Origin of the sequence: Kordia sp. (assembly GCF_022447245.1) — a bacterium.
Taxonomy (GTDB): Bacteria; Bacteroidota; Bacteroidia; order Flavobacteriales; family Flavobacteriaceae; genus Kordia.
In genome coordinates this window covers 135,777-152,950 of record NZ_JAKVBC010000003.1, presented here as the reverse complement: position 1 = coordinate 152,950, position 17,174 = coordinate 135,777, and the positions used below count along the sequence as shown (strand labels likewise).

16 protein-coding genes and 1 pseudogene are annotated in these 17,174 nt (G+C 33.9%); 2 read left to right on the top strand and 15 right to left on the bottom strand.

Annotated features, from left to right (window positions below; all coding sequences use genetic code 11):
• Positions 1-5: 5 nt before the first annotated feature.
• Positions 6-671, top strand: a complete 666-nt coding sequence (locus MK119_RS03400; RefSeq protein WP_290670903.1) for a YkgJ family cysteine cluster protein — start codon at positions 6-8, stop codon at positions 669-671.
• Here the strand turns inward: MK119_RS03400 and MK119_RS03395 are convergent, their stop codons facing one another.
• From MK119_RS03395 to MK119_RS03330, 14 genes are all read right to left on the bottom strand, one after another.
• Positions 672-1,568, bottom strand: coding sequence for a hypothetical protein (locus MK119_RS03395; protein WP_290670901.1), 897 nt, complete (start codon positions 1,566-1,568; stop codon positions 672-674).
• A 78-nt stretch (positions 1,569-1,646) separates the two neighbouring features.
• Complete coding sequence (locus MK119_RS03390) at positions 1,647-2,828, bottom strand: cytochrome c peroxidase (RefSeq protein WP_290670899.1); 1,182 nt, start codon at positions 2,826-2,828, stop codon at positions 1,647-1,649.
• Positions 2,829-3,005: 177 nt separating this feature from the next.
• A complete protein-coding gene (locus tag MK119_RS03385; protein ID WP_290670897.1) occupies positions 3,006-3,140 on the bottom strand; it encodes a hypothetical protein in 135 nt (44 codons plus the stop codon).
• A gap of 115 nt (positions 3,141-3,255) precedes the next feature.
• Positions 3,256-3,732 (bottom strand): DUF2807 domain-containing protein, encoded by a 477-nt coding sequence (locus MK119_RS03380; RefSeq protein ID WP_290670895.1) that lies wholly within the window; start codon positions 3,730-3,732, stop codon positions 3,256-3,258.
• Positions 3,729-4,274 (bottom strand): DoxX family protein, encoded by a 546-nt coding sequence (locus tag MK119_RS03375; RefSeq protein WP_290670893.1) that lies wholly within the window; start codon positions 4,272-4,274, stop codon positions 3,729-3,731. Before MK119_RS03375 ends, MK119_RS03380 begins: the two co-directional genes overlap by 4 nt.
• A 251-nt stretch (positions 4,275-4,525) precedes the next feature.
• Positions 4,526-5,701, bottom strand: a complete 1,176-nt coding sequence (locus tag MK119_RS03370) for an AraC family transcriptional regulator (protein WP_290670891.1) — start codon at positions 5,699-5,701, stop codon at positions 4,526-4,528.
• 102 nt (positions 5,702-5,803) lie between these two features.
• Positions 5,804-6,601: a DUF1853 family protein gene (locus MK119_RS03365; protein WP_290670889.1), complete on the bottom strand. Its 798-nt coding sequence runs from the start codon at positions 6,599-6,601 to the stop codon at positions 5,804-5,806.
• A gap of 21 nt (positions 6,602-6,622) precedes the next feature.
• Positions 6,623-6,952, bottom strand: coding sequence for a hypothetical protein (locus MK119_RS03360; protein ID WP_290670887.1), 330 nt, complete (start codon positions 6,950-6,952; stop codon positions 6,623-6,625).
• Between the two features lie 97 nt (positions 6,953-7,049).
• A complete protein-coding gene (locus MK119_RS03355) occupies positions 7,050-9,461 on the bottom strand; it encodes an alpha-ketoacid dehydrogenase subunit alpha/beta (RefSeq protein ID WP_290670885.1) in 2,412 nt (803 codons plus the stop codon).
• Positions 9,462-10,052: 591 nt separating this feature from the next.
• The gene (locus tag MK119_RS03350; RefSeq protein WP_290670883.1) at positions 10,053-12,878 is read right to left on the bottom strand and encodes a metalloprotease; all 2,826 of its coding nucleotides are present in this window, start codon (positions 12,876-12,878) and stop codon (positions 10,053-10,055) included.
• Positions 12,879-14,144, bottom strand: a complete 1,266-nt coding sequence (locus MK119_RS03345) for a T9SS type A sorting domain-containing protein (RefSeq protein ID WP_290670881.1) — start codon at positions 14,142-14,144, stop codon at positions 12,879-12,881.
• 79 nt (positions 14,145-14,223) lie between these two features.
• Positions 14,224-14,913, bottom strand: coding sequence for a TIGR00730 family Rossman fold protein (locus MK119_RS03340; protein ID WP_290670879.1), 690 nt, complete (start codon positions 14,911-14,913; stop codon positions 14,224-14,226).
• 284 nt (positions 14,914-15,197) lie between these two features.
• Positions 15,198-15,746 carry a LytTR family DNA-binding domain-containing protein gene (locus MK119_RS03335; protein ID WP_290670877.1) on the bottom strand — a complete coding sequence of 183 codons (549 nt, stop codon included), beginning with the start codon at positions 15,744-15,746 and terminating at the stop codon, positions 15,198-15,200.
• 17 nt (positions 15,747-15,763) lie between these two features.
• On the bottom strand, positions 15,764-15,889 hold the full coding sequence (locus tag MK119_RS03330; protein WP_290670875.1) for a hypothetical protein: 126 nt from the start codon (positions 15,887-15,889) through the stop codon (positions 15,764-15,766).
• Positions 15,890-16,125: 236 nt separating this feature from the next.
• On the opposite strand from MK119_RS03330, the pseudogene MK119_RS24195 reads away from it, so the two are divergent.
• Positions 16,126-16,744: pseudogene (locus tag MK119_RS24195) on the top strand (DUF5777 family beta-barrel protein).
• 132 nt (positions 16,745-16,876) lie between these two features.
• On the opposite strand, the gene MK119_RS03315 reads toward MK119_RS24195, so the two are convergent.
• Positions 16,877-17,137: a hypothetical protein gene (locus MK119_RS03315; RefSeq protein WP_290670871.1), complete on the bottom strand. Its 261-nt coding sequence runs from the start codon at positions 17,135-17,137 to the stop codon at positions 16,877-16,879.
• Between the last annotated feature and the right edge of the window lie 37 nt (positions 17,138-17,174).

The following is a 17,174-nucleotide window of genomic DNA, read 5'->3' as shown; positions in this document are numbered from 1 at the left end:
GAATAATGGACGCATTTAACCAAGATATTAAAATTGTACAAGAATTGGAACGTCAATTGGAGCGTTCAGGGTATTTTACGCATAGTTCGTTGAGTCAGCAAGCAGAACGTATTAATGAAATAGAATCGTTTTTATATGGTTTGATTGTTACGTTGATTGACGATGGAAAAGTTCAAAAAGAAAAACTAGAACAAGTCGTTCAAAAAGTACGGAAAGAAACGGTAGAACGCCATGAACATTTTCATGCAGGAATTGCGATCAGAGTGGATGGAAAAGAAACAGCAATAGACGATTTTGTACCTGTAAATTGCGACGAGCGCATGCACATTTGTAAAGGTGTATGCTGTAAACTCAACTTTGCGTTGTCTGTAGATGAAATTGAAAGTGGAAAGCCAAAGTGGGATTTAGGACAACCGTATTACATCCGACAAAAATCAACTGGCTATTGTACACATTTAGATGAAAACAAACAATGCTGCTCTATTTATAACGATAGACCGAAAGTATGTAGAAAGTACAGCTGTGCTAAGGATACACGAATTTGGAAAGATTTTGAAAAAATGGAACTCAATACCGAATGGATTGCACAAAACTTAAAAGAAAGACAAGTGCATTTGCAAGGTATTTATATGATTCCAGATCAAAAAGTTGAGTACAAAACTAAATCGTAATTAAAATAAACTCTTTATTCCTTTCGCCAGTTCTGTTGCTGCGTCATTATGGAAGCGAAACCACAATTCGGGTTCTATCAATTCCAATTCGGAGATCGCAAGTTGATCTTCATTGTCCCACACTATGTCTACACGTGCATACATTGGCGGTTCAATACAGGCTTTTACAGCATTTTCTGCAAATTCAATTTCTTCTTGTGAAGGTGTATATTCATGAACGCTTCCGCCGAAATCATCTTGTACTCTAAAATCTCCTTTTTTTGCCTTTTTTAAGATTCCGTGTGTATATTTTCCATTGATGACTATCAATGAAACTTCTCCTTTGGTCATGATTTGGTGCATAAAAGGTTGCAACATCATGGATTCGTTTGCAATGAGTTCTTTAAAGATAGCTTCATACTCGTGAATATTTGCTGGGTTCAATTTGTACGTATGTCTTGCAGCTCCAGAAACACATGGTTTTACAATCGTTTCTTTCCAAGTAGTTTCTGCATGTATTTCAGCAAGTGTACGTGTATCTCCTTTTTCAATAAAGTACGTTGGAACAATGGCAACTTCTTTTTTTGCGATATCTTGTAAATAGTGCTTGTCAATATTCCAATAGATCATTTTTACGGAATTTAACAATATAGTTTGTGTACTAACTTTTGCGAGCCATTCAGAGAACTCTTCAAAACGATGAAAATAATCCCAAGTCGTTCTAAAAAGTGCATATTTGGTTGTATTCCAATCAAAATCAGCATCATCCCATGAAAGTCTTTTAACTTTTAAACCTTCTTTTTCAAGTGCTTCTTGCACTAATTGGTCTTCTAACAATACATTATCAATATATGCATCGCGCTCCAAAGGATTTACGTAACGATTGTCTGTTAAAATGACAACATCAATGGATTTCATAGCTAAAAAGTTAAGAGCTACAAATATAAAAAGCCTGTGTATATAAACAGACTTTTTATGATATATATTTATACAAAATTAATTTATAAAAGGATCAGCGAATTTAGGATCATTTACTACTGTTTCATCCGTTAGCGTTCGTAAAAAGGCTACTAAAGCATCTTTTTCAGCTTGTGTTAAGTTCATGCGCCTTGGTTGTCCGTTTTGCATCAAACGATTGTCTAACGATGGACCTAATTGAATTCCAGAATTGTAAAATTCTACAACTTCTGCTAAACTGCTAAAGCGTCCGTCATGCATAAATTGTGCAGAAGTTCCAACGTTTTTAAGTGAAGGCGCTTTAAAAACAGTTGTTTCACCAGCATCCAAGCCTATACTTCTTGAGTTTTCATTTAGAGCAAATGTTGGCAGCTCATGACAGGTTGCACAGTTTATATTCCCTTGATTTGTGGTGAAAATTTGTTTTCCCAAGTTCTCTTCAGCTGTAAATTCTGGGAAATTTTGCCCAACACCATCGCCAGGCGCATTCGGATTGTATACTTGTGCAAATGCTTGATCAAATCTACTATCGGTAGAAACCATACAACGAATGTATTGCGCTAAAGCACGTTGAATTCTATCATGTGTGATAGCGTTATCTCCAAATACCATTTCAAATAATGCTGGATAATATTCAATCGTATTCATTTTTGTAATTAGGGCATCAATTCCGCCATTACTTGCATCAAATCCCATTTCTACACTGTCCATAATTGGCATGGTAGATTGTTCTTCCAAAGTCTGTGCACGCTTATCCCAAAAAAATGATCCATCTTCATAAAAACGAGCATTTAATAATCGCATCGAATGTGCAGCTGTAACATTTACACCATCAATTCCTGTACTAAACTGATTATTGTCTGTAAATGCTATTCCTTGTTGGTGACAACTTGCACAAGAAATGGTATTATTGACACTCATTTGCTTATCAAAAAATAAAATTCTTCCTAAAATAGCGCCTGTATCTGTTGCTTGATTGTTTGCAGGTTCATTATTGTCAGCCAACGTGTTTATGTAATGAATTGGATAGTCAGGATTACTATAGTTAGGTAAATCGCTAAAATTGATTGAAAAATAGTCAGACATATCTATTCCGTTCACAATATTAGAATCTGGGACTGTTGGTGTTTCAATGTTTTCTTCTGGAATTTCAGTATATACTTCTTCATCAGAAGCGCAGGCACATACTAAAATCGAAAATAGGAATACATACTTTTTCATAAGGTATAGGTGTTTTAATATTATCAAGTAGTATTACTGCAATAGGCAAATTGATTGTGGTTTTAGTATAAGATGTTGTTTTGACAAAAAACTTGCGCATTGGTTTAATTTTTTTTTGAAAAAGTTAAAAAGAGACTATAAAAGCCTCTTTTTTAATCTCAATAGTGATGTCTTTTTTTAAAATAATTTCACGGTAGTATTTGCATCTTCTTTTTTGATAATGACTAATAATTTTCGCAACCCTAAACCATTGACTTTATATGTTTTAGTACCAATGGTCCAATTTTCTTTACGAGTAGCATTTGGTATCATTGGAAATCCGTAACTAAACTTAGAACCCTCTTTTTTTGGACCTACAACAAAGAAGTTATTTCTTTTTGAATTGTTATTTTTTATCTTAAAATGAATACATTCAGCAGTAGGATTTTTATGGTATTAGAAGTTTCTGCACTTTTATAATGCGACCTTCTTTTCGAGTTTTCTTGTTAATTTTTTTGGGCGAATTGACATAGATAAGCTTTCCCCGGTTTTTTACTTCTGCATCTAAGGTATTTGTGACATTCACTTTGGCATTTCCCCAACTCCAAATGTTAATCACAGCATTTTCTGCCACTAATTTTGAAGCGTCTACATTGGCAAGTTCTACACCTAAACGAAACTCTTTGGTTTTTCCTTCTAAAATAATGGTGCCAATAGGTGCCGTAAGTTGTAAATAGTCGTTATGTACATTGATGATTCTCGTTACATCATGCGTTCCAGTTTCTACATGACGAAGGTTTGGTGCTCCAATTGTAATCGTAGCTTGTGATGGTTCAATCCATTCAATTTGCCCTAATTGCAAGGTATTTCCGTTAATTTCTTTCGCGATTATTTCCATGACATTTTCATCGGTAGTAATCGTCATACTTTCTGTTGTTGCAGATTGATCAATGGTGATTTTTGCATAAAAATTGATTTTATTTTTTTACTGGTGAGATAATCGAGTCCAAAACGCCCCGATCCGAAGTATACATTGTAAATAGCAATCCAAAGGAATCCCATGGCTGGAAGCATTGCCCATGTTCCTTGTCCCCATTTTTGTAGAAAGATGGCAACTAGCATGGTACACATAATTAAGAAGGAAGCGATACGTGTTTGCAATCCGAGGGCGAGTAATAATCCGCCAACAGCTTCACTAAATGCGCCCATCCAAGCGAAGAATACAGGAAATAATGCGAAGATTCCACCATAGTTGGCAACATCTTCAGGAAACCAAGCAGCAACTTCAAATAAGTTTAAGTTTTGACCTTCTTCTGTCCAAGGCATTCCAAACTTGCTGGCTCCAAAGTCAAGTGCAAGAATCACACCTGCGATAATTCTAATGAGCGCGAATAATACATCGGCAAACCAATGTTTTTGTGTAATGGGATTTGTAAGTCTTATCAAGTAATTTTTAAGCGTTTTCATGATGCATAAATTTGTTTCGTTTTGTTTGATACAAATTTGCAACATGATGTACTGCTAGGCGACTTAAAACGTGTAGAAACGGCTTATGATACGATTTGAGACGTCTTATTTTTGTCGAAATATGGACTCGCTGTGCTCTCAGATACGCTTTGCTGTTGGATTGTTAGATTCCCTTGCGCTCTTGGAAGTTTTGGTTGATAGTAATAGAGTTATTTTGAATGAACAAATTAACGAATTAAGAAAAAGATAAATCAACTAGATTGCGATTGCAAATACTGCGTAGGAGAGAAGTTTGTTAGTTTCTTGAAGACTCTATTAAACGTTGCTTTGCTGTTAAAACCACATTCGTAAGCAATTCCAAGCAACGATAATTGTTTGTGTTTTCCTTCTTTGAGCATTCCTTTGAAGGCATTGACGCGATAAGAATTTACAAAATCATTGAAGTTCATTTGAAATCCATTGTTGATGATTTCAGAAAGCTGTCCACGTGTCAAATTTGCTTGCTTGGCGAGTTCAGATAAATTTAAATCTGGATTTAAGTATGGTTTTTCGGTCTCCATCAATTCTTTGATGGCTGTAATTGCTGCGTTTGAGATTTCTTTTTTAGCGTCCTTTGTTGGTTCGGGAATTGAAATTTGCTTTGGTGAAAAGCTAAAGTCCAATTTATTGAGTTTGGTAGTATCTGTAAAATAGCCTTTCAATCCTATATAAATGGCACAAATAGCCATTGCTAAATTCAACCACCAACGTTCATCGTATCCTAAATCGATGATGACACTTCCGACAAAATCTTGTATAGAATTATAGATAAATAAAGCACTAAAGACAATCAGGAAGTTTCGAATCCAATTCAATTCTAACTTAAAAATATTAGAGAAATACTGCTTTATCTTTTGACGATAGTTAACATATAATTGAATTGTAAATGCCAAATAGAGTAACATAACAGAGAAACCAAGTACGGTTAAAATGGGTTGTACAATTGGTTCATCGAGTTCAATTTTTAAAAGACCATTTTGCGTTTCATTGAACCCTGGTTGCAAAGCATCATACGTAAAAATGCCAAGTCGGTAAACAACCAAGCTAATTGGAATAGCAAAGTGCCACCAATGTTGTTTCTGGAATCGATAGTTTGACTTCGTAATTGATGTTACATAGAAATAGATAAGTGGCGCAATGGCAGTGCCAGCAGGAATTAAAAAGTAATTGATTTTTGTATTTCTAAATGTATCATACCAACCCATAAAACCAACCGTATAGCAGATTTGGGTATAGGAAACTACAAGTAGTAAAATTGCTAAAATAGCATCGGAAGCATTCTTTTTCTCTACATAGCGTTTTAACAAAAGTCCCACTAAAATCAACGCTTGTATAACAAGAATCAGTAGCGGTGTACTAAGAATATTAAAATGCGGAAAAAGAAACATTTACTCGGTGTATTTGATTGTATTCAAATCTACTAAACTTTTTCAATTTTTAAGCTGGCAAATTGACTCAGGATACGATTTGAGACCTTAATTTTTATAAAACTACCACCAAACAATAAAGAAGTTTTCAAAAGAACTTCCCTGTTTCTGCCAGCATAAAAGTGAATGTTTTGCTGATAGATTTTCTAGAATTGTTTTTTCTGTGGTTAGAAAGTCAAACCAATTTGTATGTGTGGCAGGATTGATTCCCCATTCTTTTTTGGTAGGAATGTAATAATTTTTTTCAGGATGATCTAATTGCTTAAACATTTCAAAGTCCATATAGTAACCTTTTACAGCCTCTTGATAATCATTATGCAGTTGTACTTTGTATTGATATGGAACGAATAAATACGCCAATATACACAGTTTTTGAGTTATATTTTTAATATGAATATTTGGTAAATGTGACTTGGTAATTTCATGATAGAGTAGTGGAAATTGTTTTTGTTGTAGCTTTTCTAACTTTTCATGTAAGGCATCTTTCCGATTTGGTCCAATCCAACAATGTTTTACATTTGATGAAAGTGTCGGATCAAACAAATAGAATTTATAAGCCAATTCTAAGTGAATGATCTCTTGTGTTTCTAGATTCTTAATAATAAAATCGAGTTCTCCAATAGTATTTTTATTCTGTATGATTTGTAGATTTTCATGCAGAATGGTATAATTCTCAGAAGCTTTGATAAGTTCAGATACTATTATTTCTACCAAATGTCCCAACCTACGATTGTTAGGCAATTCAATTTCAGGAAACTTTTTAAGCTTTAATACCGAGAGATTAAAATCGTCAATAGTTACAATCACATTTGACAATAGTGTTGCATTTAGAACGGATTCTATTCTTAATTTTGAGTTCATTTAGAATGATTCGATATATAATTAATTCAAAATTAGCCAACTACCAGGAAGAGGTCTCACTATATTTCCATCAATTTTTATTTCTTCCCAATACCTTTTGTCATCTGATTCATGGTCTTCAATAATTCTAAACTCTGAAGAAGGCGTATTTGTTTTATTTTCTGGTATTTGCACAATTTCTTTTGTAATGTCAATATTGTATAAATCTCCTTTTTTGAGCCAATTTATTGCCATGTCTAATGCTTTCTTTTCAGCTAATAATTCTGGAGTTTTATGAATTCTTAATTCAGTAATTATTTCTGCAATTCTTTTTTTGAGAATGCTTATGGGTATATTATAATCAATCTGCATTTTTAAAGTTTGTATAAAAATATTAATTATTAATATGAACAAAAAAACGCCAAACTATAATGAGTTTGGCGTTTGTGTATTTTAAGATATATATTTTCTAGTACAACTCAGGATAATTTGTTGGATTAGCTTCGTGCATCATAGCATATATTTTTTCAAAAATGTCTTCTGCTGAAGGTTTCGAGAAATAATCTCCGTCAGTTCCATATGCTGGTCTGTGTGCTTTCGCTGTTAACGTTTGTGGTTTGCTATCTAAATATTGGTATCCATTTTGTTCGTCAACAATATGTTGCAAGATGAACGCTGAAGCTCCACCAGGTACATCTTCATCCACCACTAGTAAACGATTTGTTTTTTGCACACTTTTTACCGTATCGTGATTGATATCGAAAGGAATTAAGGATTGACAGTCAATAATTTCGATATCGATACCAACAGCTTGTAATTCTTTGGCTGCTTGTTCTACAATGCCTAGGGTAGAACCATACGAAACCACAGTCATATCACTTCCTTCTTTGATAGTTTCTACAACACCGATTTTTGTTTTGAATTCACCTAAATTCGTAGGTAGTTGTTCTTTTAAGCGATATCCGTTCAAACATTCTACAACTAAAGCAGGTTCATCACTTTCTAGCAAGGTATTATAAAAACCAGCAGCTTTGGTCATGTTTCTTGGTACTAATACATGAATTCCTTTCAATGCATTGATTACTGCTCCCATTGGAGAACCTGAATGCCAAATTCCTTCCAAGCGATGTCCACGCGTACGGATAATAACCGGCGCTTTTTGGGGTCCTTTGGTGCTGTATAAAACTGTTGCCAAATCATCACTCATGATTTGCAATGCATATAGTAAGTAATCTAGGTATTGAATTTCTGCAATTGGACGTAATCCACGCATTGCCATTCCAATACCTTGACCTAAAATCGTCGCTTCACGAATTCCTGTATCCGAAACTCGTAAGTTTCCATATTTCTCTTGCATGCCTTCCAATCCTTGGTTTACGTCACCAATTTGTCCGGCATCTTCTCCAAACACTAATACTTCAGGGTATTTAGCAAATAGTGCATCGAAGTTGTCTCTTAACACAATACGAGCATCAACTTCTTGTCTTTTTTCTCCATATACAGGAGCATTGCTTTCTATGTTTAAAACACTTTTAGCAGATTCGCTGTATAAATGTGAACTATATTTTGGTTGAATTTTTTCAAAGTACGCTTTAATCCAAGTACTTAAAGCTTGCTTTTCTGGAGAATTTTCACCAATTACCAAACGCAACGCTTTACGTGCATATCCTGCAATTTCTTTACGAATTGGTTCTGCAATTGTAGCTAATTCTTCTTTGAGCTTGTTGATGAATACTTTGTTAGGACTTGTTTGTGCTAAGTTTTCAAGCAAACTGACAACTTCAGTTTGTTCTTGCTTCATTGGCGCTACAAAATCTGTCCAAGCAGCTTTTTTTCCATCACGTACTTGCTTTTTGATGTTTTTCTCTAGCGTAGTTAAATTTTCATCTGTTTCAATATCATTTTCAATAATCCACTTACGCATTTGTGCATTACAGTCGTATTCAGTTTCCCAAGCTAAACGTTCTTTGCTTTTGTAACGTTCGTGTGAACCAGAAGTAGAGTGTCCTTGTGGTTGTGTTACTTGTTGGACGTGAATCAACACAGGAACATGTTCTTCACGTGCAATGTCTGATGCTTTTTGATATGTTGCAATCAATGAAGGATAATCCCAACCGTTTACTCTGAAAATTTCATATCCATTTTCGTTTTCAGTACGTTGGAAACCTTTTAAAATTTCAGAGATATTTTCTTTGGTAGTTTGATGCCTTGCATGCACTGAGATTCCGTATTCATCATCCCAAACACTCATCACCATAGGAACTTGTAATACACCAGCTGCATTGATCGTTTCAAAGAACAATCCTTCACTAGTACTAGCATTCCCAATAGTTCCCCATGCAATTTCATTTCCGTTTACAGAAAATTTTTCAGCATCGATTCCTTCAACATGTCTGTATATCTTAGAAGCTTGTGCCAATCCCAATAAACGTGGCATTTGTCCAGCAGTAGGGGAGATGTCAGCACTAGAATTTTTTTGTTGTGTTAAGTTTTTCCACTCACCATTCTTGTCTAAACTGTGTGTGGCAAAGTGTCCACCCATTTGTCTTCCAGCAGACATTGGTTCTACTTCAATATCTGTATGTGCATACAATCCAGCAAAAAACTGTTGAATGTTCAATTCGCCAATAGCCATCATAAACGTTTGATCTCGGTAGTATCCTGATCTAAAATCACCATTTTGAAATGCTTTTGCCAAGGCTAATTGTGGTACTTCTTTTCCGTCTCCGAAAATACCAAACTTCGCTTTTCCCGTCAATACTTCTCTACGACCAAGAAGGCTACATTCACGACTGATTACTGCTGTTGTATAATCTTGAATGATTTCTTCTTTGAACTGACCGAATGAAATATCTTGTGTGTTTTCAACTTTTGCTTGCATAGTTTTATTTTGGATTGAAGTGTTACAAAAGTACAAAAAAGCTAGGAGACTTCCAATACTGGATTCTCTTAAAAAAATGTGAATAATTCAATGAAAATGATATTTTGATGAGATATTTTTAATTTTGTCTAAAAAATAACTTTTTGACTGATAATTGTTCAATTTTCTGACAGAGGACATTTGACTAATTTTAAGCCTAATTAATCAGAATTAGCGAGTTACTTTTTTGTTGATTAAAATATATTTTTTATTTGATTTTTCATTTTAGTAACAGATAATTCCATAGTTTATAATTAGAACCATCCATAAAGTTTCCACTTTTATCTTTTTTCCATTTTTTATGTGGTAAAATTTTTTTGAGTTTGAGTAAGTATTTTTTCAGACTCTTAATTTTTTGAAGTAAATATTTTAGTTTACTTTACATCAGAATAGATGATGGTGACTGAACCACTTGCTTTGATCGTTATAGATTCTGTATGTGAAATCTTAAGATCTCGCTGAAATTTCTTGATTTCTTTATTGTCTTGATCAACGACTTTTATAAATTTCCATTCGTCAATGAGAATGTCTTTCGATTTTATTAACCAAAGATTAGAACCATTTTCGTGTAAAGAGTTTTAATAAGGTTTTTGGGCTGAGCGTTACGATAAATCGGATACGTTGATCAAAACCTGGTTGTGCAATTTCCCAACCATTGTTAGAATACACAGGAAAGTACAATTCAAAGAAATCTGGCACTAAATTCAAACGAATTCCAGAATCGTATACAAATCGAGTATTACTTCCATTGTCTTTAATAAAACCTATGTCTCCATACGCTTCAATCCATTTCCAAAGACTGTAACTCGCATTGGCAGTTCCTATCCAATCATTTGAGAATGGATTTGGAAGTTTTGATTTGAATCCTCCTTCTGCTACAATGATTTGCTGACTAAATAATCCTGTATCTTCTGATCGTCCGTAATAATTGTAGTCAAATAAATAATCCGTTGGTCTGTCGAGTGCAAAGCTAAAAAAATCTGAATTTGTATCGTTGAATAAAAACTTACCAAAAAAGAAACGAACATTTAACTGCCTGTTATCTTGAAACAATTTTCTGTAGTCTAAATTGAAAGAGATTTTAGAGAATCGCTTGGTAATTTGGAAATCCGTAAACCAAACCATGTGACGAATAGGATCAGGGTTTGAGTATACATAGCGTGCATTGAATACGCTGTAGTTTGGGTCATTATCGACAGCAATATCTGGATCGGCAGATTGTTCTCGTTGAACAATTACATATCTAAGATCAATAAATTCCTTTTGATTTGATCTAAAATCAGGATCTCTAAAACCAAAGGTTATTTTAGGTACAAAGCGCGTATACGTTAGATCTTCTGCGTAGTTAAAGTAGTTTCCACCTACAGTATAGCGTATAAAGTATAAATCACTGTTTGTTTTTTCAATATCATGACGATATGATACAGATCCAGAACCTACTAACTGTTTGGAACGAAGCCCATAAGATGGTTTTAAGTCGTATAAGAAACGTTTTGTAAGGAATACTTTGTTGTATAAACGCATTCCTGGCGTAAATCCATCATATAAATTGAAACGTGCTACAGGCACAAAGAATATTTGATTGTAATGCGGATTTTCTGCATCTTTAAAGAAAGTGAAACGTAGCTTTTTATTGTTTGCAAAGAATCCATTCAGTGATTTCCAGTTGTCACGTTGATTAAATTCTGGAATAATTTTATCGTAATTTAATACCAAACGATCAATGCCATCGCTCGGAATACTTACTGTTTTCTTTTTTCCAATATCCGTGACCCAATGTTTAGAAACCACCGTATCATTTTTGATTCCAAATAGTGAAATAGGGAAGTCGCCGTCATATTTGTTTTTGATGGTTACTTGCAAAGAATCGTCAAGTTTTTTGACCTTTTTAATTTTGTAATCGATACGTTTTCTGGTATCTACATAGGTGTCAAAATACCAATCAATATTTTTTGGAGCTTTGGATTTTAGTAAATCTTCAAAATCTTTTCTTGAGGATATTTTTAAACGATTTGTTGCATAAAATTCTTTTACAAAGTCATCAATGATAGTATCGTCAAAGTATGATTTTAGATATTTTAAACCAACACCAGCTTTGTATTTGTTGGCAATATTGTTGTTGAATTTTGTCAAAGAATCCTTAGAGGTATTCAAAGGTTGATCAATATTTTTACGTGCCATTAACATGTACAAAAACGGATATTGATCGTTAAAGTTGAGTTTTGCAAATTCATACGAACGAACGCCCCATACTTTAGATAATCCACCAGCAAGCATCATGTTTGGGTAAAAAGTTTCTGCGTATACCATCAACATGTATGTTTCCAACGCATCAGAAATCCACTTTTCAGTTCGTGTGTCCATCCACATAGATTCCTCTAAATTTTTAGTAAGAATAGCTTTGAGGATTTTTATTTCATATTGAAAATCATCTGTAAATGGTCTGATAAATGATGGCAATTGTCCTAATCCGTATACAGGGTTCTTTTTATTGTCAATTCTGGAGATCATCATGTTTTTTCTAGGAAAATCTCCTAGTTTTTCATGAATGAACTGTACAACTTTATCAATAGCAATAGCTTGTTGCTTTTCGTTGAGTTGATACGGATCTAAGTTTGTAGTAATATTTACTTTGTCTGTTTGAAACGTTTTAAAATCAGAGTTTTGGCGTAGTAAAATGGTAATGTCTTTTACAGCCTTAGCACTTAGTTGAAATGTTCCATTTCCATTATCTACAGCAGTGTCAGCACTCGAAACAACTTTAAATTTACTAGGAACAGTCAATGTGATGTTATGTTCCGCTTGTTCTGTATATAAATCGTCTAAGTTTTTGTTACTATATAATATCCAACCGTTTCTGTAAGCTGCTGGCGTCATGTACCAATAACGCAAGCTAAAATCTCCATTTTTTTTGAATCCGTAACGTGTGAATTCGTCATACGGAAGTTTTACTTGATAAATAAGGTCAAGCGTAACCGTTTCATTGGCTTGCAACGGTTTGTTAAGCGTTAGTTTTATGATATCAACCTGCTTTTCCAAACGTTCCCAGTCTAGCGTAGCTCCATTTGCAGAAATTTGATCAACGGTGGTGTTTCCACGTTTCTTTTCTCTTGCTAAGTGAAAGTTTCTATGGTATTCTTCTGCAAAACGTTTTGCCAAAGGTGTATCTTTTCCAGAGAATGCATGACTCCAATCGTTGAGATAGATTTCGGTTAGCGTAGTTCCTGTTTCGTTTGTGTAGGTTATCTTTTGTGCCAGAGTTAAAATGTTACTTTCAGCATTAAGTGTTGCTGTAACGTCGTTTTTATGTTGACCAAAAGCCGAAAAACTCAAGAATAATAATAGATAAAGTTCGAAATGGGTACGTATTGTCTTCAATTATCTTTTTTTAAATTTTTTAGTTTCTGTAAAATCATCAATTTTTAAATAATAAATACCTTTTGGTAGGTTTGCTACATTTATGTTGGTAATATCATTATTTTTTACTTTTCCAGACATTAATTTTCGTGCTAAGACGTCGTAAATCACATATTCATTGCTTGTTGCAGCAGAATTTAACATAAATGCCAATTGATCTTCAGCAATATTTCCGCGAATGAATTGAAAGTTGTTTTTAGCAGTAAATTGTGCGGTATTTAATAGTTGCTCATTGGTTTCTAATTCCATTACCACTGGCAAGTGATCGCTCATATCGTGTAATGCATTCCGTAATGCTTGCGAATAGCTAATACCAGAACCTGGAACTTCTGCACAATCGGATGAGTTAATAGCGCGATTATAACAATCTGGATTTATGTTGTTTCCAAAAGACTTATAAGAGTCTGGAACGTAATATAAATCTGTATTGGTCAATACATTTTCTGAAGTTAGAATGAAATCAAATCGATCGTCAAATCCTCCAGAAGCACCACCTAAACCACCTTGTGTACGTGTTGATTGAGTCATTACGTCTAAAAAGGCACTGTTGGTATGCCAATCGCCTAAACGATTTACTGGATCTACAAGTGTAATGGCATTCGTAGGATCTGTTAATTTTTGAAAGGCAATATCATTGCTGGTATATAAATTCAAATCGCCAGCAAAAAGTACTTTACTATCTGCATCAATCGTAGAAAGGTAATCCGTAAATTCTTCAACCATTAAAAAACGGCGCAATTCGTCTTCAGGAGAGTTTCCTGCTTTTAAATGTGTTACAAATACTTCTACACGGATAGGATTTGTTGCTTGGTTTACCGTATTTAGTTTTAGTGTATATCTATTAAAATCGCGGAGTGTAGTAGGAATGATGTCTTGTCCTTCCAAAATAAATTTAGAACTGTCGTAATAGATTAAATTTTGAAGTAGATTTGAGTCATTTCCGGCATCATCGGATGTATTGTTAAAGTAGGTTGCTTGCGCATAGTTTGGATTGATCATTTGCAAACGCGTTAATATCAATCCTGCGCCAAAAGCATCATTCAATTCACAAACCATGAATAAATCTGGTTGGTAATCAGAAATGATAATTTCTAATTCATCCAGTCGATCTAGCGATAGTTCAGGAAAGTTTAAGAGATTGTAAAACATCGTCTTGATATTTTCCTGTGCTATATTTTGTTGTAATCCCAAGCATAGCAAGCAAAGGAAGAGTATTTTTCTTTTCATTTTTTCTTTTTCGGGTTCAATTTTTACAAATGAGCTACCTGCCATAGCTCATTTGTATATTATTCTACAAAACTTCTAATTAGAAGTTAGGACTTAGGTTGTATTTTCTATAGAACTCGTCTAAAATATCTAATACTTCGTCTTCATTATCAACAATATGGATTAAATCTAAATCTTCAGGACTGATGTTTGAAAATTTGTCTAATAATGTTGCTTTTACCCAATCCATCAAGCCAGACCAGAATTCTGTTCCAACTAAGATAATAGGGAATTTGTCAATTTTTTTAGTTTGAATGAGTGTAATCGCTTCAAATAGTTCGTCTAACGTTCCAAATCCTCCAGGCATTACCACAAATCCTTGCGAATATTTTACAAACATTACTTTACGGACAAAGAAGTAATCAAAATTGATATTTTTATCAGAATCAATATACGGATTATCGTGCTGTTCAAATGGCAGCAATATATTCAATCCTACAGAGGTTCCGCCGCCAAGGTGCGCACCTTTATTACCAGCTTCCATAATACCAGGACCACCGCCTGTAATTACTCCATATCCATGATCAACAATTTTATGTGCTATTTTTTGCGCTAATTGATAGTATTTGTTGTCAGATTTTGTACGAGCAGATCCGAAGATAGATACGCATGGCCCGATTTGACTCATTTTTTCGAATCCGTTTACGAATTCTCCCATTATTTTAAAAAGTGCCCAAGAATCATTGGTTTTTATTTCATTCCAACCTTTGGCGTTCCTTTCTTTTCTCATGTTCATTTAATTTTTAATCAAAACGTGCTAAGATACTATTTTATATAGAATAGTGAGGCAACTTTTTTAGCTTATTCATATAATAAATGATGATTAATGTAAAGATAAAAATCAAGCTTCTAAGATTCATGCTCTTTAACAAAGTATTATGCAAATTGTTAAATGTTTGAATATTAAGTTGCTAAAAAAATAGCGAGATATACGTCTTGAAATTATATTTAAAATAAGCTAAAAAGAGAGTCTTAATGAACATTTCGTTTTTAACTTTTAAATTTGCTTCAAAACTACAGATCCAACCATTTTTTGAAGACTGTTACTTTGTTTTTACCAATGACAATATCAATTTCAGAGACAGGTTGCATTTCTATTTTGAACGTACTGTTTCCATATTTAATGATTTTATCTATTGCGTAAATAGCGACAATGGTTTGTCGGTTGGCTCTAAAAAATACTTTTGGATCTAGGGAAGCATATATTTGATCTAAGCTGTCATTAGCTGTATAGCGTTTTCCATCTTTTCGTACTACGTAAGAGATAGAGTTTTCTACATAAATATACGCAATGTCTTCAATCGCAATTGGCATCAATTCGTTACGAATGTAGGTGAGGAGTCGTTGTTTTGGAATTTCCTTAGTGTCCTTTTTAAAGACTTTCTCTTCTACAGTTGGTTCAGATTTTGTTTGTAATTCGGCAATGCTTTTTTGATAGTTTTCTAAAGAATCATTCAACTTAGATAAATTGAGCATGCCATCTTCAAACTTAGCCGCTTTTCGATCAATAATTTTTTCGTAATAGATGGATAGTATTCTTATTGTAATTAAAAGAAATAACAAGAGAATTAACCCAAGAATTAGATAAATGGTTTTGCTTGTTCGGTAAAGGCATTTGTTTGAAGATTGATATTATCTAGATTTAAATGTGCTGCAATGATGAAATCTGAATTTTCGATTGGGCGTAGTGCAAGGATTTCAGACATCTGTTACTCGTTTTCATCCAAATTTGCCAAATGATTCTGCAATTCTTCACCAGTAACCACACTTTCCATGTTGGATACCATATTGCTTTTCTGTTCGTTTTTACTACCTAATTTGGTTCTGTCAGAATAGCAAACAAATGTTACAGACCAATCAAAAACTGATAAATATATACTTTTGTTATTGCTTCCAGAAATAGCTTCTTATATGGTATTGACAATCGTTTATCGCAGACAGAATGTGCTCAAGAGTAGGGGTGGACTATGGAATCTCAGATCGTTTGACCATTGGTTTTGGTTCTGGAAACTCGAATGGAATTGTAGATATCTATTTAAAATACAGACTCTTACGTTAGATAGATGATAATCGTAATCCGTTTAGTATTTCTTTATTACAAACGGCTAGTTATAGAACACGATTTTTAAACGGAATTATATCGCGTGCCAATACGGGAGATAAATTTGCTTTTACGTCACAAGCGTTGATTGCTCGAAAATTCACAAGATTTCTCGTTGTAAGTTTTGCCAACCCTTATTCATCGCACTTCGTCGCTTTCAGCCTTAGATGATCACAATCACTTTGCTGTTGGTTTTGGTGGACGCTATAAGTTAGGAAATCATGTGTCTTTAGTCTCAGAATATTACTATGTAGCCAACAAACTTGAATCCAGAAAAACGTACGGAGCTTTTGTATTAGTAGCCAATTGGGAAGTCAGCAAGTTATTATTACAGTTTAAGATGATCAACAATCCGATTTTTTTAGAAGATACCTTTATTGTACAGACGTTTAAAAACTTTAACCTTGATGATGGGAATTTCTTCTTTGGTTTCCATGCTACGTTTCATTTGCAGTTGTAGCTAGCGGAAGGATTGTATAATATTAGAAGATTTTTACTTAGGAGTCTTTTAGTTAAGTACTGAGCTTTATCGTATGCAATGATTTAATTTAGGGTTTCTTAAATTGAATTATGGATGAAATTCTATCTGGGATTATTCCACTAATTTCAATTCTAGTGCTTCAAATTGAGTCACCAGTGGTTTTTTAAAATCTATATGATGTAGAAAAAAGGCAAGTCGAGTAAAGTCTAAAGTATTCTTTGGAGAATTCAACCAGTCTCCTGTAATTATAGTTCCTTCTTCATTTAGGTATTTTTCATCCCAAGGTATTTGCCAATTCAAACGATCAACGCCTTCCTTAGCCTGAGTGAATTTTCCGATGTCAATATTCTTAGGATTCGTTTTGAGTATCAATTCTACAAGGTGAACATCCTCTTATCCATGTATTTCA